Raw genomic sequence first — 22462 nt, forward strand, 5'->3', positions numbered from 1 at the left:
TGAACTCCTAGGCATGTAGAAAAAGAAAGGGCCCCGTCCTGTCGGAGGGGCCCAGTCGGGGTTCAAATCAGGCCAAGGGGGCCATCAACAGGTTAAGCGAGGGGCTTGACCTACGGGTCCCTTTTTTTCGCCTTGTGACGCTGGGCAGACGCCATCCGGGCATCAAGTTCGCCAGAAAACTGCCGAAACAGACTCCAACTCCACTGGAATCACCATGCGCCACCTCGTCGTTACCCTCGGTCTGATCGCCGCCACCAGCACGCTGGTCGGGTGTGACGCCCTGGGCATCGAAACCGCAACCCAGATCAACGCCAAGCGGGAAGCCGAGGCCCGCGCCATTGGCAGCGCCTGCCGCTACGCGCTGCGGGGCATTGAGGACTGTTTTGCCGGCAACAGCAAAGCGGGCAAGGCCGCCGTCTTCGAGGGCTGGAAGGAGATGGACCAGTACATGCGCGACAACCAGTTGGTGGGCCTACCTTCCGGCGATGGTGCGTCCAAAACCGAATCCGGTGCGGATGCCGCGCCTGCTGGTGAAGACGGTGCCCGCACCGAGGCCAAATCCCGGCGCTCCTGAGCGCAAGCCCGCTGCGGGCGATCGCCCGGGCCAAGAATCATTCATGCATCAGCCAGGCGACGAGTCGTCGCGCTCAAACACCGCCATGCTCTCCACGTGTGCAGTGTGCGGAAACATGTTGACCACACCCGCCGCCGTGCAGCGGTAACCGCCCTGGTGCACCAGCAAGCCCGCATCGCGCGCCAGCGTGGCCGGGTTGCAGCTCACGTAAACGATGCGCTGCGGCGCGCTCCAGTTGCCGCGCAACTCGGGGTGCTGGTGCAGCTCAGCCACCGCCTTGGCCAACGCAAACGCCCCTTCACGAGGGGGGTCCACCAGCCATTTGTGCGCCACACCGTCGGCCACCAGCAGCTCGGGTGTCATGTCAAACAGGTTGCGCGCCGCGAACTGCGTCGGGGCAAGCGGCGCATGCCGGCCAGCCTGGTTCAGCGCCAGGTTGTCGCGCGAGCGCGCCACCAGCGCCTCGCTGCCTTCGATGCCCAGCACCTCGCCGGCCTGCGACGCGATCGGCAGGGTGAAGTTGCCCAGACCACAGAACCAGTCGATCACGCGCTCGTGGGCCTGCGCATCCAGCAGCCGCAAAGCGCGCGCCACCAGCACCCGGTTGATGTGCGGGTTCACCTGGGTGAAATCGGTCGGCTTGAACGGCATGGTGATGCCGAACTCGGGCAAGTCATACGACAGGGACGGACCGCCTTCGTCCAGCAGCTTGACCGTGTCCGGCCCTTTGGACTGCAGCCACCACTGCACACCATGCAAGGCGCCAAAAGCCCGCAGGCGCGCCAGATCGTCTTCGCTCAAGGGCTCCAGGTGGCGCAGCACCATCGCGATCACCGAATCGCCACAGGCCAGCTCGATCTGCGGACAGGTTTCGCGCGCATCCATGCCGAAGATCAGCCCGCGCAAGGGCATGAGCAACGCACTGACGACCGGTGGCAGCACCGCACAGGTCTGCATGTCGGCCACATAGCGGCTCTTGCGCTCGTGAAAGCCAATCAGCACCTCACCCTTCTTGTGCACATGGCGAACCGATAGCCGCGCCCGGTAACGGTAGCCCCAGGCCGGCCCCTCGATCGGCCGCAGCAACATCTCAGGCTTGACCTTCCCCAGGTGCCAGAGGTTGTCTTCGAGTACGCGCTGCTTCACCGCTACCTGAGCCGCGGGATGCAGGTGCTGCATCTTGCAGCCGCCACAGGCACCCGCGTGCAAGCCGAAATGGGGGCAACCCGGGCGCACCCGCTGCGAAGATTCGCGGTGCACCGCGGTGACCACGCCCGCTTCCCAGCTGATTTTCTTGCGGTGCACGCTGGTGCTGACCAGCTCACCCGGCAAGGCACCTTCGATGAAGACGACCTTGCCGTCCGGCCGTCGGGCGATGCCCTGGGCATCGATGTCCATGGATTCGACCGCCAGCCAACCGTCGGGCAGCTCGCTGCCGCCTGGTGGATGCGGATTGGGGCTGGCCGTGGTGGCCAGGCTGTTTTCGTGGAATTCGGAGGCGCTCATGCTCCGATTGTCTCAGGCGCCAGCTCCCCACGACCCGCCAAGCGGCGGAACGTGTTGGCTCCGCTTCAGGCCCAGGCCTGGAGGTACTCGTCCCAGTGGCTGTCGGTGGGCGCGAGATTGCCCAGGGTCTCTTTCACGTAGGCGATTTCCTGGTTGTACTCGGCCTCGGTGAGCCCGCCACGCATCTTTTGGAAGCGGCAATACACCAGGTAGGTGTTCATCACATCGGTCTCACAGTAGCGCCGCACGTCTTCCGTCTGTCCGGCGAGGTACTGCGAGTACACCTGCGAGCCGTCCATGCCGAGCTTGCCGGGAAAGCCGCACAGCTTGGCCATGGCATCGAGCGGGGCGTTGTTCTTCGGGCTGTACATCGCGAGCAGGTCCATCAGGTCGAGATGGCGCATGTGGTAGCGGCTGATGTAGTTGTTCCACTTGAACTCGCGGTCGTCTTCGCCGAGGTCCCAGTACTTGTTGGCCTCCACGCCGTGGCGCAGGCCCCGGTAATGCAACACCGGCAGATCAAATCCGCTGCCATTCCAGCTCACCAGCTGCGGGGCGTGTTTCTCCACAGCGTGAAAAAAGCTCTGCACCACCTTGCCTTCGCTCTGCCCGTCGCGGTCCACAAACGAGTGGATGCGCAAGCCCTCGGCATTGCGGAACACGCAGCTGATAACCAGCACGCGCTGCAGGTGCAAGGGCATGAAATCGCTCTGGCCTTTTTCCTTGCGCTCGGCCAGCCAGGCGGCGTAGACCTGCTCGTCGCTGGACTCTGCGGGTTCTCCCCGCAAAGCGCGCAGACCGACCACGTCTGGGATGGACTCGATGTCGAACACCAGCACGGGCCAGGCCATGGCGGGCTTTCAGTGGCAGGCCAGTGCCAACAACGCCAGGGATTCAGCGCTTGGGCAGGTAGCCCATGGGATCGACCGGCTTGCCCAGGCGGCGAACCTCGAAGTGCAGCTTGACGCGATCGGCATCGCTGCTGCCCATCTCGGCGATCTTCTGGCCCTGGCGCACCGCCTGATCCTCGCGCACCAGCAGCGCCTGGTTGTGGGCGTAGGCGGTCAGAAAGGTGTTGTTGTGCTTCAGGATGATGAGGTTGCCATAGCCCCGCAGGCCAGCGCCAGCATAGACCACGCGCCCATCTGCGGCAGCGATCACCGGATCACCCACGCGCCCGGCGATGGCCACACCTTTGTTCTTGGCCTCGTCGAAACCGGCGATGACCGTGCCCTGAGCCGGCCAGACAAAACTCACGTCGTCAGCGCCGGCCGACTCTGGCGCGGTCGAAGGCGCCGGGACCGGAGCCGCCGCGACAGCCGTCGAAGTGCCCAGCGGGCGCGACACCACCCCGGTGCTGGTGACGGCGTTGGCGGTGACCCCGGTGCCACCGACCGCCGATGTGGCAGCCGTGACCGGCGCAGCGCCAGTCATCGGGCTGACGACCGGCGGCGCCACGCGCAAGACCTGGCCCACTTCAAGCGCGTTGGCGTTGGGCAGGTTGTTCCAGGCCTGCACGTCGCGCCAGTTCTGGCCGCTGTCGAGGGCGATGCGGAACAGGGTGTCTCCCGGTCGCACGGTGTAATAGCCAGGCTTGCCGGCGTTTTCGGCACCGGGCGGCTGCTTGATGTCCAGCGTGCCAGCCGCGCCGGTCCGGTCTTCGACAGGAGCGGGCTGGGCCAGGCGACGGGTCGAGCAGCCGGCCGTGACCAGCAGTGCAGCCAACAAACCGGAGATCAACAGGCGGTTGGTGTTGGAATGCTGGTGCAGGAGGCCGCGGGCTACGGTCACTGGAAGCGTTGTATTCATGAGGACTCTCATCTAAGGTGCGGACCCGCTCAGTGGGCCGGTCACAGGATGTGGTGAGGCAAGCCGGGCAGGTCCTGGACCTGGCTGACTCACGCAATACCCGATTTTAGAGGCACAAAGTGCACAGCTTCGAGCACCGTTCGGCTCACGCCCTGGGCGGTCTTGTCGATCACCACCAGATTCTGACGCCCAGGCCCGGTGGCAGCGGGGGCCACTAGGCGCCCGCCCACGGCGAGCTGGTCGACCCAGGCGTCTGGCACGTCTTCCCCCCCTGCGGCCGCGATGATGGCCGAATACGGCGCGCCGCGCGGATAGCCCAGCATGCCATCGCCCAACAGCAGGTGCAGGTTGGCAATGCGCAGCATGCGCAGGTTTTCTCGCGCCCGCTCGTGCAGGCCGCGCAGCCGCTCAATGCTGTAGACCTCGCGTGACAAATGGCTCAGCACAGCGGCCTGGTAGCCACAGCCGGTGCCGATTTCAAGCACCCGCCCCAGCTTCTCCGTGTGCCCATGGCACAGCAACTCAGCCATTCGAGCGACCACATTGGGTTTGGATATCGTTTGACCCAATCCAATAGGCAAACTTGTGTCTTCATAGGCCTGGTTGACCAGGGCCGAGTCCACAAACCGGTGGCGCTCCACCGCCCGCATGGCCGCCAGCACCGCCAGATTCGATACGCCCTGGGCCTCGAGCTTGCGCACCATGGCCGTGCGCACCGCCTGGGAATCCATGCCGATACCTGTGGTCAGCGGCCGCGCCGCGGAGGTCGAAGGCGCAGCTCGCGCCACCGTGGTTCTCGCGGCGGGGGAGCCCTGAGCGTTGTGCCCACCCGGCGACAAAGACGCAGGGAACCCGGGCCTGGGACGCGTGCCTGCCGGGATGGGCGGCTTCATGCGGGCGTGCCCGGGGCCGACGCCGCCGGATGCTTGAGCTCGGCAGACAGCTGGGCCGCGGTGGGCGCCCAGTACGGCAGGCGTTCGTGGTCGGTCAGATCGACCTGCAGCGGGGTGATGGTGGCGTAACACTGGGCAGTGGCGTGGAAGTCGGTGCCCTCGGTGTCGTCTTTCACAGCCCCTGCACTGCCGATCCAGTACATCGTGTCGCCACGAGGATTGGTCTGCGAGATCACCTGCTCGGCCGAATGGCGGCGACCCAGTCGCGCCACCTTGAAGCCACGCAAGCCCTCAGCCGGCACGTTGGGTATGTTCACGTTCAGCAGCCACGGCAGCGCGCGCTCGGCCGCCTCTGGCAGCGAAGGCAGCAACTGCGCCACCAGCTTGGCCGCCATCTGGCCCGCCGCATCCAGGTGGGCCCAGCCCTTTTCGGTTTGCGAAAAAGCGATCGCCGGGATGCCGAACAGGTAGCCCTCCATGGCCGCGCCGACCGTACCGGAGTAAATCGTGTCGTCGCCCATGTTGGCACCGTTGTTGATGCCCGAGACCACCAGATCAGGCCGGTAACCGAGCAGACCGGTCAGGGCGATGTGCACACAATCGGCCGGCGTTCCGTTCACATAACGGAAGCCATTGGGCGCCGTGTGCACATACAGCGGCGAATGCAGCGTGAGCGCATTGGACTTGGCGCTGTTGTTGTGCTCGGGTGCCACCACCTCCACCGAAACACCTGGTAAACCCTTCAGGCCCTCGTACAAGGCCACGATGCCTGGGGCCTGATAGCCGTCGTCGTTGGAGATGAGGATCTTCATGCCCTTGATTCTAGGTCGCTTGCCCTGGGAGAACGGCGCGGTGGGGCTTGGCCGTCTCGTCGTCGCACCAGCGACAGCGCAGCGGGTTGTCCCGCTGCTCCCAGGGCCTGACGATCCCTATCATGGACCGATACCCCGAAACCATTTCATCAAGAGGAAACACCATGCATGCCTGGCTGTGCGAAAACCCTGTCGGCGTCGATGCCCTGACCTGGACCGAGCTGCCCACGCCCGAGCCCAAGGCAGGCGAAGTGCTGATCGAAATCCAGGCCGCAAGCCTCAACTTTCCGGACCTGCTCATCGTTCAGAACAAATACCAGATGAAGCCGCCCCTGCCTTTTGTGCCGGGTTCCGAATACGCCGGCGTGGTGCGTGCGGTGGGTGACGGCGTGAAGCACCTGCAGGTCGGTCAGAGCGTGGCCTGTCTGAGCGGCACCGGTGGCTTTGCCACCCACACCATCGCCCCGGCGGCGCTGTGCATGCCGCTGCCCGCCGGTTTCCCGCCGGTGGACGCCGCGGCCTTCATCATGATCTACGCCACATCGTGGCACGCGCTCATGGACCGGGCCGCGCTCAAGGCGGGCGAAACGGTGCTCATCCTCGGCGCCGCCGGCGGTGTCGGTACCTCGGCGATCCAGCTGGCCAAAGCGGCGGGTGCGCGCGTGATCGCCGCGGCGTCCAGCGATGAAAAATGCGCGCTTTGCAAGACCTTGGGTGCCGACGAGACCATCAACTACAGCGTGCACACGCCGGCCAAAGGCCTGCGGGAGGAAATCAAGCGGCTGACCGACGGCAAAGGCCCGGACGTGATCTACGACCCGGTGGGCGGCGACTTCGCTGAGCCCGCGTTCCGCTCCATCGGCTGGCGTGGGCGCTACATGGTGGTGGGATTTGCCAGCGGCCCCATCCCCAGCCTGCCACTCAACCTCACCTTGCTCAAAGGCGCCAGCATCATGGGTGTGTTCTGGGGCGACTTTGCGCGCCGCGAACCGCAAGCCAACGCGCAGATGATGCAGACCCTCGCCAGCATGTATCTGAAAGGCCAGATCAAACCGCAGATCGATCAGACCCTGCCCATGAAAGAGCTGCCCAAGGCGTTCGCCGTCATGGGCTCGCGCTCGGTCAAGGGCAAACTGGTAATGGTTAACTGATGCGCCGACTCCTCGGCCGGTGAAGCGCGAAAACCCAAGCCCGTCAGCGACTGCGGGCGGGCTTTGCGGGAAATTGCTGGGGTAGCTGATGGAGCTCTCAGACGACGGCATCAAGTTACTGGTGCCGCATGGCGAAAGCGGAGAAGAAGTTGAATAGCGACTGCCTTATGGCTGGACTGCAACAAAATTGCCGTTAGCACATGCGGGGGCTGTTGCAACGCAGCTGGCGGCTTGCCGCCATCACAACCCTTCTGCTTGTAGGCTGCGGTAGCCTTGCCCAGAATCAACCTCAATCTGGCGCTGGCACCGATCCCCGCGATACGGATGGAAGGCGAGCACGGCGCTTAATCTAACTAGCATTGCAAGGCAATCCTGGCCCGGCTCAAGCTCTGAGACGACGACACCCGAGCCTCTTCTTCCACGCACAGTACGCCGCCTCGGACACCCCGATCTGGCGGCTTGTATCAAAGACCGGCGTACCTGAATCGGCCAACCTCAGCGGGTGCGCGTTCTGATTTTCAACGAATCTTGACGTCTTCATTGCTTCCCTTTCGCGCTATTCGGCACTGCAGGAAAGCAACCCTAGCGCCAGTTTTGAAACGTCCAGAACCCGGGAGAGTCGTCATGACTCCTCAGCACTTCCTTCACACAACGCAGCGCACGAATCGACATCTTGCGTTTCGCCCAGCTGTCGAGCCTGACCACCCCATAGGGGTCACGCTAGTGCTGCCTGCTTGGAATTGCCCGCTGCAACGACTAGCGATTCCGATTGCGCTCCTCGTCCTCTTTTTTCTTCCACTCTTCCTCTTGCCGGGCATCCTTGTCCTTTTGAACCTGGTCTTTTGGTGCAGCCTTCTGTTCTTTTACCTTGCCCTTCGGTTCAGGTTGGGATTGTTGCCGCTTCAGATCTTGTTGCTGCCTCTGTTGTTGCTGGCGTTGCTGGTCTTTCTGGCGCTGTAGATCCTGCTGGCTTTGCTGGTCTTTCTGGCGCTGCAGATCCTGCTGGCGTTGCTGCTCTTTCTGGCGCTGCAGATCCTGCTGGCGTTGCTGGTCTTTCTGGCGCTGTAGATCCTGCTGGCGTTGCTGCTCCTGCTGGCGCTGCAGCTCTCGCTGGTCTTGCTGGCGCTGCTGCTCCTGCTCGCGTTGCGGGTTTTGCTGCACCCGCGGCTGAAAATATTTCTGCGCATCAGGATCACGTGGCCGGTAGCGGTAATTCTCGGACCGGATCTCATGCTGTTGCTCTACCGCACGGGGATAGCGGTCGCCGGAATAATTCCGCTGGTAGGTTGGCAACGGTGCAGGAGGCAGGGCGGAACTCCGGTCCCAACGGTCCCACCCTCTTCGCCGCTGTTCCCAGTTACGACCCCAGTGATCCCCCCAACGGGGCGGCAAGTCGGCAATCCAGCCGCGAAAATACGGCGGCGGCTGGCGGTAGTAGCGAACCGGGACGCGCAGTATAAATACCGGCAGATCGTAGTAATCCACCCTGTCCCACGGACCGTTGTACCAGCCGCTTGCATACCAGATGTCATCCTGGAACACCCAGTACAGGCCGTCGTAAAAGAAGAAATTGAAACTCACCCGGGGGTCGTAGTAGACGGGATAACCCGGTATCTGGACAAGATCTGGGTACGTCGAATAATTGATGCCGATGTTCAGACCAGAATACCCAAGGCCGACCGCGGCATAGCTGGATGGTTGGTAAGGGGGTGCGGTATAGCATCCCTGGATAAGGGTCACCGACATCGCGATGATCAGGTAGCGAGTTCTCATTTTTTGCCCTTTATGTTCTTCATATTTGGTCCGTGGTCATCTGCCAACAACCGGACATAACCTGTTGCGTGTTCGCCAAGGTGTTGCTGCGCCCGGGAGTTCTCGGAGTTGTTGCCGATGATCCTTTAACCATCGAGTGCTCTACTTGCGAACGAAAAGTAACGCAGTGCCCGACTCAATCCGTGAGGTCTCCAAGGTCTAGATTGGATTTATCTCTAACGTTCCTGAGCAGAACCGCCACGCGAAATTGGGGTCATAGCAACCGTCCTTCGGAGCCCATTGGCGATCCATCGACACGTAGGCTACATTTAACTCAGCATGCGCCGATAGCTTTCGGTTGTCTGTTCGCCACCGCACACTGTCCGCTCGGGCGAACCTGCACCCGAACACACGACGAAAGCCCACAAAGGCGCTATCACGTGGTCATGTGTGCGAGTGTCGTTCACTTCTTCATTCATGCGCAGCTCGGGCAACCAAAACCGGCCACTCGGCCGGGGCCAGCCTGACAAGGTCGCGGGAACGGCTGTTTAAGCCAAGGATGAACTGGCGATCTCGACCTGTAACGGCTGGTCGACTGTCCGGATGAAACAACTGGAGTGGGGCGGTGACTGGACATCAACACGAGACCGCTTACTGGATGCCGGTTTCACTGCTGGTAAAAGTCGCTCATGAACATTGGCATCGCCCCGCCGGGCATTCACCTCATTGAACTGCCGTCCGTTAAAGCTCGAAGTCCTCATCCGATCCTATGTCGATCACAAGTCGTCAACGATGGGCCCCAATTCTCAATTGACGGCCGCATTTCCAGGCAAGCTCCAAGTGGAGCATTTGCACGATCACCCCCAGGTGGCATGGCCGCTTCACGGATGCCTTGAACTGAAGAAGGGCAAAGCCGTATCTGCCTTCCAGCCTCCGCGAGCTTGGTGTGGAATAGGCAAAAGTCAGCCCGCCCACTCGAGTTGGTAGGCCAGGTTGTGGCCAGCCATCTTGGAATATTGACGAATTGATTTGCGGGCGAGCGTGAGTTTGACCGCTGGGGGTAGTAGACCGCTGATTCGGCCGAACAGTGTGCGGACTTCGCCAACCGAAGCGGTCTTTGCCTTGGGAAAGGCAACTTCTACCTTGGCCTGCCGCTGACCTGCGTGGTCCAACAAGTTCGACAGTCTTTCGAACATCTGGAGAAGCGGATCGGACCGATGCGTCGACCAGTTCGCAGCGGGCACGAAGTCCACGAAGTGCATCAGGTGGTAGTTCAGGTTGATCCAGAAGTTGTCTGCATCGATTGTGAGAGGTTCATTGTCAATCACTCGATGGAAGCGCAGCGCCTTGAGTTTGCCGACGCGGTGCATGTTTCCTTCAACCTCTTCAAGTAGGTCGTTGTTGTAAAGCAGCCGCAAGATCGACGGGAACGTCTCAACTTGGATCGCTTCGAAATCCGTCAGCAGCGCCTTTAGTTTCGGTATCTTGCCCGCGTCCATGGCGAACGTGTTCGTTGCAGTGCCCAAAATCGAATGGAGCAGGGCCACATTGGGCGAATGTTGGGGATAGTGGCGGGCTGCGTAGTGGTGGCAAAACACGAGGTGCTCGAGGAATGTGCCATCGGCATGCTCCATACTGAAGTCGCACTCGTTAATCATGAAGTTGATCAATTGTTCATCGATTTTCGGTGGGGGGTGAGCCGACTCAGCCTCGGCATATGAGGCCTCGATATCAGCTTCGGCAGCGTGGTCCCATACCGATTCCTTCGCCAGCTTCTCATCCATGATCTTGCGTGGAATCCCCTCAAGACCACCGAAGATTGTTCGGCTCATATCGAAATCTGCCATGCGCTCCACCCGCACACGGCCTGCATGATCGAATGCGCCGCCACGTGCGATTGCGGCCTTACGCTGCAAACTCAGCGTTGCATTTAGCTCGGCGCGTTCAGCGCTTGCGTTCGTGACCATGCCCACCTCATTGCGTTGTTTGAAGTCATGCTTACCACCGCTCGCTCCCCAGTGTGCATGCACGATTGTTGAGCTGCTGGAGACGGGAAGAAGACTGAATGGCAGTGCGTGCCTGTGAGATAGGCAGGTAGTATCCCGACCGGACAAACGATGTCAACTGTAGAGTGTCCACTCATGGCCGACTGGATCTGACGATGGCGGTCTTTCGCCCATACCAGCTGGGGAAGGCGCCAAATGCGCGGCCAAACAGTTGTATTCGAAGAACGCAAACTGACTCTGCTGGCCTGGAGCTGCGGCTCCTGTTCTAGGATAAATAGAGCGTTCGTCAGGCGCCGGGTTGCATGGTGAAAGCGACCTGCCCGCCTTTACCTGGACGCAAGGATCGAAATCGAGCTGCGCAATTTTGCCTCGTGCAAGGTGTGCAGCGTAATTTTTCTGACTTCGGCCTTGCTCTGTTCGATGTGACTTCGCAGCATCAGCTTGGCTTGGTCACCTTTACGCTGGATGATCGCCCGGAGAATCTTGCCGTGCTCCGAGTAGGTCGCATCGATGCGGTCGGGCCGGGTGAAATCCAGCCTCCGAACCACGCGAATGCGTTCGGTGACATCTTGGTGAACGCGTGAGAGCTCAAGATTGCCGCTTGCCTTAACCAAAGAGGCGTGAAAGGCTTCATCGAGCTCGCCCATGCGCTGCGGGTCCGACTGGCGCTCTGCCACCGGCACTAGCCAAATGGATTTGAGCGTGGCGAGCTCGGGCGTGTCATCACGCCGCACAACCAGCCTGTCGACGCTGGCGAGTTCCAGAACGATGCGAGGGTCGTAGAGCTGGTCCAGGCGCTCAAAGTCGATGGGCTTGACGTACCAGCCCAGCTTGGACTCAACATCCACAAGGCCTTCGGTTCGTAGCCGAAACAGGGCTTCTCGCACCGGTGTGCGGCTGACCCCGAGGCGCTGACCCAGCTCTCCTTCCGACAGCCGGTCACCCGGCACCCAGCTGAAGTTGTGCAGCTCGCCTTTCAGCGCCGCGTAGGCCTTTTCGGCCAGACTGGTCCGGTTGTGTCCTGGCGGACCGGAGGACAGCGTGACAGCGCGCATCCCGCCATCATGTAGCAAGATGGCAGACCACCATGCGTTCGCCCGGCAAGAGGACCACTGGCGGTGTCTGGCGCATGCAGCGGTCCTCACCTTCGGGGCAGCGGCCGTGGAAGCGGCAGACCTGCGGTGACGGATCGATAGGGCTGGTCACTTCGCCACTGAGTCGGATGCGTGACCCCTGGCCAGGAATCGAAGACACCAGCGCTTGGGTGTAGGGGTGGCGAGGTGCGCGAAACAAGGCTTCGGACGGACCGGTCTCCACCAGCTTGCCCAGGTACATCACCGCCACGCGATCGGTCAGCAGGCGCACCACATTGAGGTCATGGGAGACAAACAGATAACTCAGGGACAGTTCGCGCCGCAGCCGGTCCAGCAGTTGCAACACCACCGCCTGCACCGACACGTCCAACGCCGCTGTGGGCTCGTCCAGAATCAGCAGTCGTGGCTGCACCGCCAGCGCCCGCGCAATGCCCACACGTGCCTTCTGGCCGCCCGAAAGCTGGTGCGGGTAGCGCGACAACAGTTCACTTGGCAGGCCCACCTGATCGGCCACTTCGTGAACACGCCGGTCGGCGGCGCTGGCGCGCTGGCCCATCAGCAGCGCGAGCGGCTCGGCGATGGTGTCGTGTGCGGTGTAGCGCGGGTTCAGGCTGTCGGTCGGATCCTGGAACACCATCTGGATGCGGGCACGGGCTGCGGTGCGCGCGAAGCGCAAGGCTGGCGTGCTCGCCAAGTCCTCGCCTTCGAACACGATGCGCCCCTCGGTGGGGTCCAGCAGCCGCGCCAGCAGCCGCACCAGGGTGGACTTGCCACAGCCCGACTCACCTACCAGCCCTAGGCTCTCGCCGACACCGATGCTCAGCGACACGTCGTCCACCGCATGCAAAAGCGCTCCGCGCTTACCCGCCACCGGAAAACGCTTGTGCAACCGTTCAACCTTCAGCAGGGGCTCAGACACCTTGTACCTCCTGATCGGCCGCGTTGACCCGCGCCGCCGGCGGCATCATCAGGTCCAGCGGGTGCCAGCAGGCGACTGCGTGCATATCACCGCCCGCCAGCCGAGGCTGCTCGCTCAGGCAGCGCTCGGTGGCCCGATCGCAGCGCCCGGCAAAGCGGCAGCCAGGCAAATCGTTACGCCGCAGGTCGGGCAACTGGCCCGCTACCGGCTCCAGGCTGTCGATGGTGCTGTGTTCGCCGGGGGTCGAACTCATCAAGCGCGCCGTGTAGGGGTGACGGGGTCTAGCAAAGAGCGCTTCGGTCGATGCCATCTCCACGGCGTGACCGGCGTGCATGACGACGATACGATCGCAGTAGTCGGCCGCCAGCGCCAGGTCGTGGGTAATGAACAGCGTGGCCATCTGGCGGCTGCGCGCCAGCTCGGTGATGAGGTCCATCACGGCAGCCTGCGTGGTGACATCCAAGCCGGTGGTGGGCTCGTCGGCAATCAGAAGGCTAGGCTTGCAGGCCAACGCCAGCGCGATCATGACCCGCTGGCACATGCCACCCGACAACTCGAAAGGATACGCAGCGAGCCGCCGCTCGGGGTCGGCGATGGCCACGTCGCGCAGCGCCTGTACGCTGCGCTGCTGCAGGCTGGTGCGCAGGTCGGTACCGCCGGTGGCGGCATGGCGACGCAACACATCGGCGATCTGCTGCCCAACCGGCCGAATGGGGTTGAGCGCCGTGCGTGGGCTCTGGAAAATCATGGAGATTTCCCTTCCGCGAAGGTCGGCTAATGCAGACTCGCTGGCCTTCAGCAGATCCATGCCCCCAAACACAGCGCTGCCACTGGTGACGCGCGCAGCACGGTCGCTGATACCCAGCAGCGCATAGCTGAGCACGCTTTTCCCCGAACCGCTTTCGCCAACCAGACCAACGATCTCACCCTTGCGCAAGCTGAGGTCGACACCCTGCAAGGCATGCACGGCGCCACTGCGGGTGCGGAACTCGAGACCGAAGTTACGGACGTCGAGCAATGGAGGCTGCGCGTTCATTGGGCTCTCGATTCGAGCGATGTTGGTGACAGCTGATCAGCGAGCGTCGGTCCTCGGCGCTTCATGTTCTTCTCCTCGGGTCGAATATATCCCGCAGCGCGTCGCCCAGCAGGTTGAAGGTGAACACGGCCAGCATCAGCACCAAGCCAGGGAATAGGCTGACCCACCACTCACCGCTCACGATGAACTGAGCACCTTCGGCCACCAGGATGCCCCATTCGGGCTCGGGTGGTCGCACGCCCAGCCCAATAAAGCTGAGACCCGCCGCGTTCAGAATGGCCCAGCCCATGTTTAGACTGACCTGAACCATGGCGGGAGGCAAGGCGTTGGGGAACAAGTGCATCGCGAGAATGCGCATGTCGCCATTGCCCGACAGCCGCGCTGCCTCCACCCATCCGGCGCTCCGCCGCACATTGGCCTCTGCGCGTGCGACGCGGATGTAAAACGGCAGGTTGATGACGATCGTGGCCAGGATGATGTTGCCCACGGTATTGCCCAAAGCCGCAACGATACCCATGGCCAGCACAAACAGGGGGAAGGCCATGATGGTGTCGGCACCCCTGCTGATCACTCGGTCCCACCAGCCACCAAAGAACCCAGCGGCAAGGCCCAGTGGCATGCCAATGATGAACGACACAAATACCGCGCTGAACGCGATGCCCAGGTCCAGCCGCGTGGCAACCACCACACGGGAGAAAATGTCGCGGCCCAGCGAGTCGGTGCCGAACCAGTGGTTCGCCGAGGGCGGCTGCAGCGCTGGTCCAACGTTGCTGGCCAAGGGGTCGTAAGGCACCAGTGACGGCCCCAGCAGCGCCGTCAGGACAAAGCCCACGAACAGTGCGGCGGCCAGCATGGTGACTGGGTTCTCCGACAACACGTGCCGGATGTGGCTCAAGGTGCCGTCTTGCGTGCTGCTGGTACTCATATCGCGAGTCTCATGATTCGATGGTCACGCGAGGGTCGACCAGCACATACAGCAGGTCCACCAGCAGGTTCAGGGCTACAAAGAGCAGGCCCATGGTCAGCACGAAGCCTTGAACCGGCGCATAGTCACTGGCCGTCAGGGCATCGATGGCGTAGCTGCCCACGCCAGGCCAGCCAAAAACCTTCTCGATAATGACCGACGAACCGATCATGAAGCCGAACACCATGCCTAGCGTCGTGATCACCGGCAGCAGCGCGTTGCGCAAGGCATAGCGCACCAGCACCGTGGTGTCTGAAAGACCGCTGGCGCGCGCGGTGCGTATGAAGTCGGACGACAGCACTGCGATCATTGATGCCCGCGTCATACGCGCGATGGGCGCCAGCACGAACAGCGCCATCGTGACCACAGGCAGGATGAGCTGCTTGACGCAAGCCCACCAAAGCGCACCGTCACCGGTGAGCGCAGCATCAATGACGTAGAGTCCGGTCACGGTCGGCGGTGGCGACCAGATCGGGTCCAGCCGGCCGAGTGGCGAAGGTGCCCAGCCCAGGAGGAAGTAGAAAACATAGGCCAGCAGCAGGCCGGTGAAGAAGGTGGGCAAGGACACGCCAGCCGTGATCAACACCCGCGAAAGCTGGTCAAACCAGGAACCTGGGCGTGTCGCAGCCATCACGCCCATGGGCAGTGCCACTGCGCAAGCCAATGCCAGCGCCATCAACACCACTTCCAGCGAAGCCGGCAGGCGCTGCAGCAGTTCCTGCAAGACCGGCTGGCCGGTGGTGAGGGACAGCCCCAGATCACCGCGCAACAAGTTGCCCACGTAGGTAAAAAACTGCTCGATCAGGGGCTTGTCCAGGCCGAGCTGTGCTCGCACCTGGTCCACCGCCTCCTGCGTGGCCGAGCCGCCGGCGAAATAGGCGGCAGGGTCACCCGGTATGGCCCGTGTCAACAGGAAGGTGATGATGACCACCCCAATCAGGTTGGGCAGCGCCGCCAACAGGCGCTTGAGGACAACATGGATCATGTAGCGGGTGCGTCAAGCAGGCTCACGTGAGCAGCCACCACCCGCCAGCCCTCGGGCTGGCGCACCCAGCTCTGGCTCTGACGACCGATCTTGCTACCGCCTTCGCGGCGAAACTCGGTCATGGCGGTGGCGTGGTCGTGGCCAAAGGTGGTGATCACGGTGCGCTGCAGGGCGCGCTTGAGCATGGTGGAAGGCCGCGACTTTCGGAACGCCAGGATCTCGGCCGCACCGTAGAGGTTTTCGGTCACGCCATAGCGCACCGTGTGCGGGCTGTCCCAGAACAACTCATCAAGCACCTCGACCTTGTTGTGAATCAGTGCGTCTTCATAGCGTGCGAAGGCGGCAGACACCTCTTCATGCACTGGCGGCAGATTGATCTCCACGTCAGAGCTCCTTGGCGATGGGCGCATGGGCAACGCCCGAGGCCTGCAGTTGTTGGGCGACACGAAGACACAGGTCTTCGCGCCACGGGGCGGCAATCACCTGAACGCCGATCGGCAGGTGGGGCGCATCCGGATCGGTGCCCCAGATCGGCACGCTCACCACCGGCAGACCGATGCAGGAAACGGGTTGCGTGAGCAAGCCCATGCTGGCGCGCGCCGGCAGCTTCATGCCCGCGATATCCAGCCATTCGGTACCAATAACTGGCGCGGTGCACGGCGTGGCAGGTGCCAGCACAACGTCCACATCAGCGAAGCTGTCGGCGACCTTGCGCGCAAACCAGTGCCTGACGCGGTGGGATTGATTCACCCACGCAGCCGGCAACATCGCACCGGCCAGGAAACGGTCTCGCGAGAGCGGCTCAAAGTCCTGGGCGCGCGTCTTCAAGTCGGGCAGATGAAGGCTGGCTCCTTCGGCATTGGTGATCAGGAATGCGGCCGTTCGGGCACGATCCACCTCAGGCCACTCGACCACCTGCTCTGCACCCAGCGCCGCCGCTGCGCGCTCCACCGCCAGCAGCGCGGGCGGCAGGGCCATTTTCTGGAACCAGCCCCCCAGCACGCCGATGCGCAGTCCCTCGGCGCCTCTGGTCAGCAGATCAACGCACGGCGCTGTGGGCCGATCACCTTGAGCCGGGTCGTCTGCATCCCTGCCTTGCAGGGCGTCGTAGGCAGCGGCGAGCTCGGCAACCGTCCGGGCAAACGGACCCAAGTGATCCAGGCTCGCCACAAACGGGTAGCTGCCCGCCCGCGACAGTCGGCCGAAGGTGGGCTTGAGCCCGAACACGCCACACAGTGAGGCCGGCACACGGATAGAGCCGTTGGTGTCCGATCCCAGCGACAAGGGAACCTGCCCTGCCGCCACTGCAGCCGCCGACCCGCCAGAAGATCCCCCACTGAGTCGGGTCAGATCGTGGGGGTTTCGGGTGGGACCGTAGTGCGAATTCTCGGTGGTGAACCCATAGGCGTACTCATCCATGTTGAGCGCACCCACCAGCACCGCACCCGCGGCTTCCAGCTGGCGGATAAGGAACGCATCGCGGGAGGCGGGTGGCGCCTCGCGCTCGATTTTCGAGCCAGCCAGTGTCGACAGGCCTTCCACATCGAACAGGTTCTTCACGGCAAACGGCACACCGGCGAGCGGGCCGCCGATCTGGCCACTGTCGACCAGAGCGGCTCGAGCCAACGCCCGCTCAGCCAGCACGCTGGTGAAAGCGTTGACACGGCCATCGGTGGCCTCGATGCGCGCAAGGCTTGCCCTCACCGCTTCGATAGCGCTCATGGCTGACGCTCCTGCGTGGGCACGGGGATAAATACATTGCCCGACTCGTCAGCAGGCGTCAGAGGAAAGTCCATCACCTTAGGTGCCATGCCGGCGACCAGGTGCAGGTACCGCAGCACACCGGGCCGATGCTCTGGCGCGAGTATCAGCCCAAGGCAGGCGCACTGGGCATCCACAAAGGCTTGCATGTCTGCCTCGTTCATGCCGCTCACCTCAGGCCTTGCTCAGCTGGCGGTAGTCTGGCTGCAGATGGAACCAGTACATGAAGCCATTGACGTTCTTCTGCATCGCCACATCCTGCGTAGGCTGAAACAGGGGAACCCTCGGCACTTCGTCCATCGCGATCTGGATCATCTCCTTCACCGAGGCGTCGTAAATAGGCTTGCTTTCCGCGAAACGGGCGTTGGTGATCTCCCTGTCGAGCTTCGCGTTCTGGTAGCTCATGGTGTTGAACAGCGCGTTTTGCCCGTGGTAACACCAGAAGAAGAAGTACTCCGGGAAATCCAGCCAGCCGCCGAAGCGGTTGATGATCATGGGCATGTCTTTCTTCAACAGTGCCGCGCGCCAGGTTGCACCAGGGATCTTGTTCAGTTGCGCCTTGATCCCGATCGAAGCCAGAGCCTCCTGCGCCAGAATGGCCATGGGCTCACCAATCGTGGCACCGCCCAGGTCGAAACTGAGCGTGGTCTCGAAGCCCTCCGCGTAACCGGCTTCCGCCATCAAGGCCTTGGCCTTGGCGAGATCGGTGTTGTACGGCGTCGGTTGAGGCCACTTGATGCTGGTGACTGGGCTCTTGCCGCCATACATCTTGATGCCGCGCCCGTAGAGAGCGTTCTCGCTCATCTTGTCGTAAGGCAGCACATAGGCCACGGCCTGACGCACCTTGGGGTTGTTGAAGGGCGGCTTGGTGGTGTTCATGCCCAGGTAAATGATCGAGTTCTCGATCGCCGTACCCACCACCTTGACGGGGCTGCCATCAACCGCCAGTTCGGCGAAGTCCTTGGGCGGCAGGTCGTATGTCATGTCGATGTCACCCCGCAGCAGCAGGGCGCGACGGTTGCCCGCATTGGGTACATCTCGCTGCACGATGCGCCGCAGCGCGGGCATGGGACCGCTCTTCCAGTCGTCGTAGCGCGTATAGATGATCTCCTGCCCGGGGCGGAATGCCTCGACCTTGTAGGCACCACCGCCAGCGGTGTTGTTGCGTGTCCATGCCAGACCCCAGGGGTCGGCTGCGGTGGCGTTTTTCTTCACCAGCTCGCTGTTGAAGATGCAGGGCACGACCACGGCCATGTTGTTCATGGTCAGCTTGTCTGCGCGAATGAAGTCGACTCGGAAAGTGTGGTCATCCACAACCACAAACTGCTCGGGCTTTTCCAACGAACCGGCTTTCATCTGGAAGGTAGGGAAGCCGCCTGCTGCGATGGCGCGGTCGTAGCTCCACTTGACGTCTTTCGCGGTCACGGGTGTGCCGTCATGAAACTTGGCGTTTTTGCGCAGCTTGAAGGTCACTGACATGCCATCGGGCGCAATCTTCCAGCTCTCGGCCAGTTCAGGCACCAATTTATCGCGGTCGTAGGTGACGCGGCCGTCGGGCAGGGTTTTCTTGCCGTAGCTCATCAGCCGGTCGTAGACCAGCCAGCTCACGCCATAGGAGGGCCGGTTGGCGCCCAGGGTGTGGATGTCCAGCGAGTTGGGGCCAAACGCGTTGGCGACAACCAGCACGTCTTTTGGACGTGACTGCGCATGCGCTGCCAGGGGAAGAGCGCCAAGGGCGGAGGTAGTGGCAATAAAGTCGCGGCGGTCCATGGGTCTTGCTCCTTAAAGGGCTGCTGAGGTAGGCGCGCCATCCACCGAAGTGGCTGATGTCAAAGGCGCGTTCGAGTGCATAGGCTCCACAACGGAATCCATGTACGTGTAGTCCAACGACAGATTCGACGGCGTCGAACTGCGGTGGAGACGGTATTCCCGCCAAAGGCTGTGGGGTTTTATCGATGGGCGCGCCCCACTACCCGAAAAATATTCGGCCGACCCCGCGCTCTCATTTTTTTGCAAGGCGGGGAAGACCGGTGAAGCACCAGGCTGGACACCTCGCGCCCTCGATCGCCTCGGCACGGGCTGGATCCCGACAGCGACTTGAAGGCGACAGACAACCCGCGGCGCGCGGCCTTCCATCGCCTTGCCAAACCAGCGCGACCGCTCCAGACCAACCAAACATGGTGCGCGGCCTGCACCATTTCGGTAAGCAGACTGCCATTCAGCGATGGTCAGAAGGAAACACATTCTTTTCAGGGCGTTTCAGCTTGTATACATCTAGGTACTCAGCAACCAACGTACCAAGTACGGCTATGGGTGCCAGCCTCTGGCTCAGCGGTGCCAATGAATCAACACCGCACGAACCAGCGCTCAGAACCGATGACGGATGCCCAGCGAATAACCACCACCGCTGGACAGGCCCTCCAGCTTGTCGCTCATGACCACGCCGTACAACTCGGTACGACGGGACAGGTTGTGCAGATAGCCTAGCGAAAGGGTTTTGCGTTCAAGTGCCTGGCTGGGATCAAGGGTGCCGTACTGCGCGACAACTGCGCCCGCCCCCAGCGGCAGCCGAACACCCACACCAAGGATGTCGGTCTTGTTGGTGGTGGTGGTGTTCTCCACCTCGCCGTACTGGAAGAACGCCTTGGCGACGCCGAAGTCGTAGGAAACGCCCAGCTGCGTGGTCTGGGTGTCGTTCACCGGCGCAGCGCCATCTTTTTTCACGTCCTGGTGAACCAGGCTGGCCGCGAGGGTCTTGCTGAAATAGCTCAGGCCAACGCTCCAGTTTCCGCCGTTGCCCACAGCTGTGGCGCTCTCCTTGGCTGCCACGGCAGCGCCGAACCGAAAGCCTGAAAGGCTGGGGCTCGAGTAGGCGATGGAATCATTCCAACCCGTGTCGCCGGTGGCCGATCCTGCGCCACTCGTGAAGTAGTGGCGGATGCTGGGCGAATAACCAAAGGAGTCGCCGAGGGCGTTGAAGATCAGCGTGGAGACGAAGAGCTGCGTCGTATTGCGCCCCAGGTTCACAGCACCGAAGCTTTTGTGTGACAAGCCGACCGACGAGGTGCGCGCAAAGTAAGCGTCTCCCGGGAAGCGCCCAGCATCCCCGGTGTCAGCACGGAGGAACGCCTCAAGACGGAACTGCGCCGACAGCCCGCCACCCAGATCTTCGGTGCCGCTGAAACCGTAGTAACTGGTGGTCATCTTGCCGCTGTCAACGCCAGTGATGGAGCTACCGCCCGGTACCTTGGTCGAGCCTACGCTCAGATCCACCAACCCATACAGTTGAACCGAACTCTGGGCTTGGGCTGTCACAGCCATCAGCGCCAGAGCAGCGCCAGCGAGAAGGTTGGGGCGAAGCGCGATTCTCATGATGAAAACTTTCTGTCGTGGTTGATAAAAGGGGAGATTCAGGTCAGCGGTAGGCACAAGCGACGCGATTGCTTGGCAAGCCCCGACGGGCGCCCAGCCTGGCCTGACCTTGAAGACGTGCATCAGCAACGCCATGAAGGCAGAGACCTATCTGGGTTGAGGCCATGTCGGCACTGAAGCTGACCTTCAATATGCTCAGCAACTTGCGTACCAGCCACCGTCGCTGTGCGGCAGATCGCCTCGATGGCACGCAGGCTGCCTCACGCTCCGCAGCGACCGGTGACCCCGCGGCCGCAGCACGGCTCGTTCGCCGCCACCCGGACACCCGCTTGAGCGCGACGCACCAATGCGCCGGCCGAGATGAGAAGACGCACGATTGCGGGCGTGATGGTGCTGGCGCACCAAAAGGGCGCGCGCTAGCTCTCTAGCGAAGGCGAAATATGTGCTCACAGTGACTTCTTCGATGGCCAAGTCGGGCTTGATGCTTGCTTAGAACGCTGCTTGTTTATTTGGCGATGCTGAATTTAGCGAGCGCCCGTTGACTTGAGAAATGAAAAGACGATATGGAACACATTGCCGAGAGGAATCTTCGATCGGTTGACCTGAACCTCCTGGTGATCTTCGACGCGCTCATGGTCGAGAAGAACCTGACAAAGGTGGGAGAACGCCATGGCTTGAGCCAGCCTGCGGTGAGCAAGGCGCTGAACCGACTCAGGCATGTTTTTTCGGATCCGTTGTTCATCCGCTGCGATCGCGCGATGCAGCCCACGCAGCGCGCGCGCGAACTGGCCGGTCCGATCAGCATCGCGCTGAATGGCATTTCGAGCACGCTGGTGAGCAATGTGTTCGACCCCTCGCGCTCGCAAGCTCGACTTCGCGTTGCCAGCATCGACCTGTACCACACGGCCTTGATACCCAGCTTGGTGAAGGAGTTGCGCCAACAGGCGCCCGGGGTGAGCCTGCATTTCTGCGCGCTTGACTGCGCCAGCATATTCAATGAGCTGTCCTCAGGAAGGATCGATCTGGCGTTTTCTGCGGCGCGTGCCGTGCCGGCCGGTTTTCATTCCGCGCCCCTATGGCAGGACCATCTGGTCACTTTGATCGGGGAACACTTTTGGGACCGTCCATTCACATCTGACGTTTTTGCAAGCGCCTCCCACGTGGTTGACGCGGGGCGTGTACACGTATCGCCTGACGGACAAGGTTCCAGCGTTGTGGATGCGATGTTGGCTGCGCGCGGTCTGAAGCGGCATATCGCCCTGGTGCTGCCCACAGCAGCAGGCTTGCCTCACATCGTCGCCTCGACCGACTTGATCGCAACGCTGCCGATGCGCATCGCCGAGGGTCTTGGCAAAACGCCCGGCGTGCGCGTGCACCCGCTGCCCTTCGATGTTCAGGTCACCCCTCACCTCGTGTGGCATGAGCGCAGCCAGCTCGATCCGATTCAGGAGTGGCTGCGGAGCCTCGTCAAGAGCATTGCGGCGCGCTTACCCGCATGACACCTTGCCAACCGTCTAGCGCTTCGCCTAAACGTACATCCGATCCAGGCCCAGCGCACTCCGATCGATGACGCTTCCAAAGGCACCGACTCCACGCTTGCCCAGGGCCATTTCAGCTTTAATGGCCATCCTCCGACCAACAGTCAGCTGTTCTGTTCCGTGCCGAAAACCGATCAAACCGCCATTGCAGCTTTCTGACTGACGTTGAGGGTGGCTGTAGGTTGTGCTCCTCTAGATCGGGGAATCTTTCGGTTGGAATCCGCTACTCCCGAATGAAACAGGTTTTCGCAGAGACTCCAAGGTCGGAGAGCGCGAGCTTGCGGACCCGA

At 62.2% G+C, this 22462-nt stretch carries 21 protein-coding genes; 3 read left to right on the forward strand and 18 right to left on the reverse strand.

Features of this window, described 5'->3' with window-relative positions:
* The first annotated feature begins 214 nt into the window (after positions 1-214).
* Entirely contained in the window at positions 215-574 is a 360-nt protein-coding gene (locus GPT34_RS07045) for a hypothetical protein (protein ID WP_291010554.1), read from the forward strand.
* Positions 575-622: 48 nt separating this feature from the next.
* Here the strand turns inward: GPT34_RS07045 and rlmD are convergent, their stop codons facing one another.
* The 5 genes from rlmD to surE form a co-directional block, all read right to left on the reverse strand.
* Entirely contained in the window at positions 623-2080 is a 1458-nt protein-coding gene (gene rlmD, locus GPT34_RS07050; RefSeq protein ID WP_291010555.1) for a 23S rRNA (uracil(1939)-C(5))-methyltransferase RlmD, read from the reverse strand.
* Between the two features lie 65 nt (positions 2081-2145).
* Positions 2146-2931, reverse strand: coding sequence for a 3'-5' exonuclease (locus GPT34_RS07055; protein ID WP_291010557.1), 786 nt, complete (start codon positions 2929-2931; stop codon positions 2146-2148).
* Between the two features lie 43 nt (positions 2932-2974).
* Positions 2975-3889 (reverse strand): peptidoglycan DD-metalloendopeptidase family protein, encoded by a 915-nt coding sequence (locus GPT34_RS07060; protein ID WP_291010559.1) that lies wholly within the window; start codon positions 3887-3889, stop codon positions 2975-2977.
* Between the two features lie 89 nt (positions 3890-3978).
* Positions 3979-4620, reverse strand: coding sequence for a protein-L-isoaspartate(D-aspartate) O-methyltransferase (locus GPT34_RS07065; RefSeq protein ID WP_291010561.1), 642 nt, complete (start codon positions 4618-4620; stop codon positions 3979-3981).
* Between the two features lie 158 nt (positions 4621-4778).
* Entirely contained in the window at positions 4779-5594 is an 816-nt protein-coding gene (surE, locus tag GPT34_RS07070; protein WP_291010563.1) for a 5'/3'-nucleotidase SurE, read from the reverse strand.
* A 164-nt stretch (positions 5595-5758) separates the two neighbouring features.
* On the opposite strand from surE, the gene GPT34_RS07075 reads away from it, so the two are divergent.
* Positions 5759-6745: an NADPH:quinone oxidoreductase family protein gene (locus tag GPT34_RS07075; protein WP_291010565.1), complete on the forward strand. Its 987-nt coding sequence runs from the start codon at positions 5759-5761 to the stop codon at positions 6743-6745.
* Between the two features lie 382 nt (positions 6746-7127).
* On the opposite strand, the gene GPT34_RS17740 is transcribed toward GPT34_RS07075, so the two are convergent.
* The 13 genes from GPT34_RS17740 to GPT34_RS07135 all read right to left on the reverse strand — a co-directional run bounded on the left by GPT34_RS17740 (position 7128) and on the right by GPT34_RS07135 (position 20769).
* Positions 7128-7286, reverse strand: a complete 159-nt coding sequence (locus GPT34_RS17740) for a transposase (protein ID WP_363356535.1) — start codon at positions 7284-7286, stop codon at positions 7128-7130.
* A gap of 215 nt (positions 7287-7501) precedes the next feature.
* Positions 7502-8518, reverse strand: coding sequence for a hypothetical protein (locus GPT34_RS07080; RefSeq protein WP_291010566.1), 1017 nt, complete (start codon positions 8516-8518; stop codon positions 7502-7504).
* Between the two features lie 941 nt (positions 8519-9459).
* Positions 9460-10464: a hypothetical protein gene (locus GPT34_RS07085; protein ID WP_291010567.1), complete on the reverse strand. Its 1005-nt coding sequence runs from the start codon at positions 10462-10464 to the stop codon at positions 9460-9462.
* Positions 10465-10829: 365 nt separating this feature from the next.
* Complete coding sequence (locus GPT34_RS07090) at positions 10830-11558, reverse strand: GntR family transcriptional regulator (RefSeq protein WP_291010568.1); 729 nt, start codon at positions 11556-11558, stop codon at positions 10830-10832.
* A gap of 7 nt (positions 11559-11565) precedes the next feature.
* A complete protein-coding gene (locus GPT34_RS07095; protein ID WP_291010569.1) occupies positions 11566-12516 on the reverse strand; it encodes an ABC transporter ATP-binding protein in 951 nt (316 codons plus the stop codon).
* Complete coding sequence (locus tag GPT34_RS07100) at positions 12509-13552, reverse strand: ABC transporter ATP-binding protein (RefSeq protein WP_291010570.1); 1044 nt, start codon at positions 13550-13552, stop codon at positions 12509-12511. Before GPT34_RS07100 ends, GPT34_RS07095 begins: the two co-directional genes overlap by 8 nt.
* Positions 13553-13613: 61 nt before the next feature.
* Entirely contained in the window at positions 13614-14477 is an 864-nt protein-coding gene (locus GPT34_RS07105; RefSeq protein ID WP_291010571.1) for an ABC transporter permease, read from the reverse strand.
* Between the two features lie 10 nt (positions 14478-14487).
* The gene (locus GPT34_RS07110; protein WP_291010572.1) at positions 14488-15501 is read right to left on the reverse strand and encodes an ABC transporter permease; all 1014 of its coding nucleotides are present in this window, start codon (positions 15499-15501) and stop codon (positions 14488-14490) included.
* The gene (gene hpxZ, locus GPT34_RS07115) at positions 15498-15911 is read right to left on the reverse strand and encodes an oxalurate catabolism protein HpxZ (protein ID WP_291010574.1); all 414 of its coding nucleotides are present in this window, start codon (positions 15909-15911) and stop codon (positions 15498-15500) included. Before hpxZ ends, GPT34_RS07110 begins: the two co-directional genes overlap by 4 nt.
* Complete coding sequence (locus GPT34_RS07120) at positions 15886-17223, reverse strand: AtzE family amidohydrolase (RefSeq protein WP_291010576.1); 1338 nt, start codon at positions 17221-17223, stop codon at positions 15886-15888. The genes hpxZ and GPT34_RS07120 overlap by 26 nt, the downstream gene beginning before the upstream one ends.
* On the reverse strand, positions 17220-17426 hold the full coding sequence (locus GPT34_RS07125) for a DUF4089 domain-containing protein (protein WP_291010577.1): 207 nt from the start codon (positions 17424-17426) through the stop codon (positions 17220-17222). Before GPT34_RS07125 ends, GPT34_RS07120 begins: the two co-directional genes overlap by 4 nt.
* A gap of 10 nt (positions 17427-17436) precedes the next feature.
* On the reverse strand, positions 17437-19032 hold the full coding sequence (locus GPT34_RS07130; RefSeq protein WP_291010578.1) for an ABC transporter substrate-binding protein: 1596 nt from the start codon (positions 19030-19032) through the stop codon (positions 17437-17439).
* Positions 19033-19629: 597 nt separating this feature from the next.
* Entirely contained in the window at positions 19630-20769 is a 1140-nt protein-coding gene (locus GPT34_RS07135; protein ID WP_291010580.1) for a porin, read from the reverse strand.
* 428 nt (positions 20770-21197) lie between these two features.
* Between GPT34_RS07135 and GPT34_RS07140 the strand changes: the two genes are divergently transcribed.
* On the forward strand, positions 21198-22133 hold the full coding sequence (locus tag GPT34_RS07140; RefSeq protein WP_291010582.1) for a LysR family transcriptional regulator: 936 nt from the start codon (positions 21198-21200) through the stop codon (positions 22131-22133).
* Positions 22134-22462 lie beyond the last annotated feature (329 nt).

The organism is Hydrogenophaga sp., assembly GCF_011390835.1.
Classification (GTDB): Bacteria; Pseudomonadota; Gammaproteobacteria; order Burkholderiales; family Burkholderiaceae_C; genus Hydrogenophaga.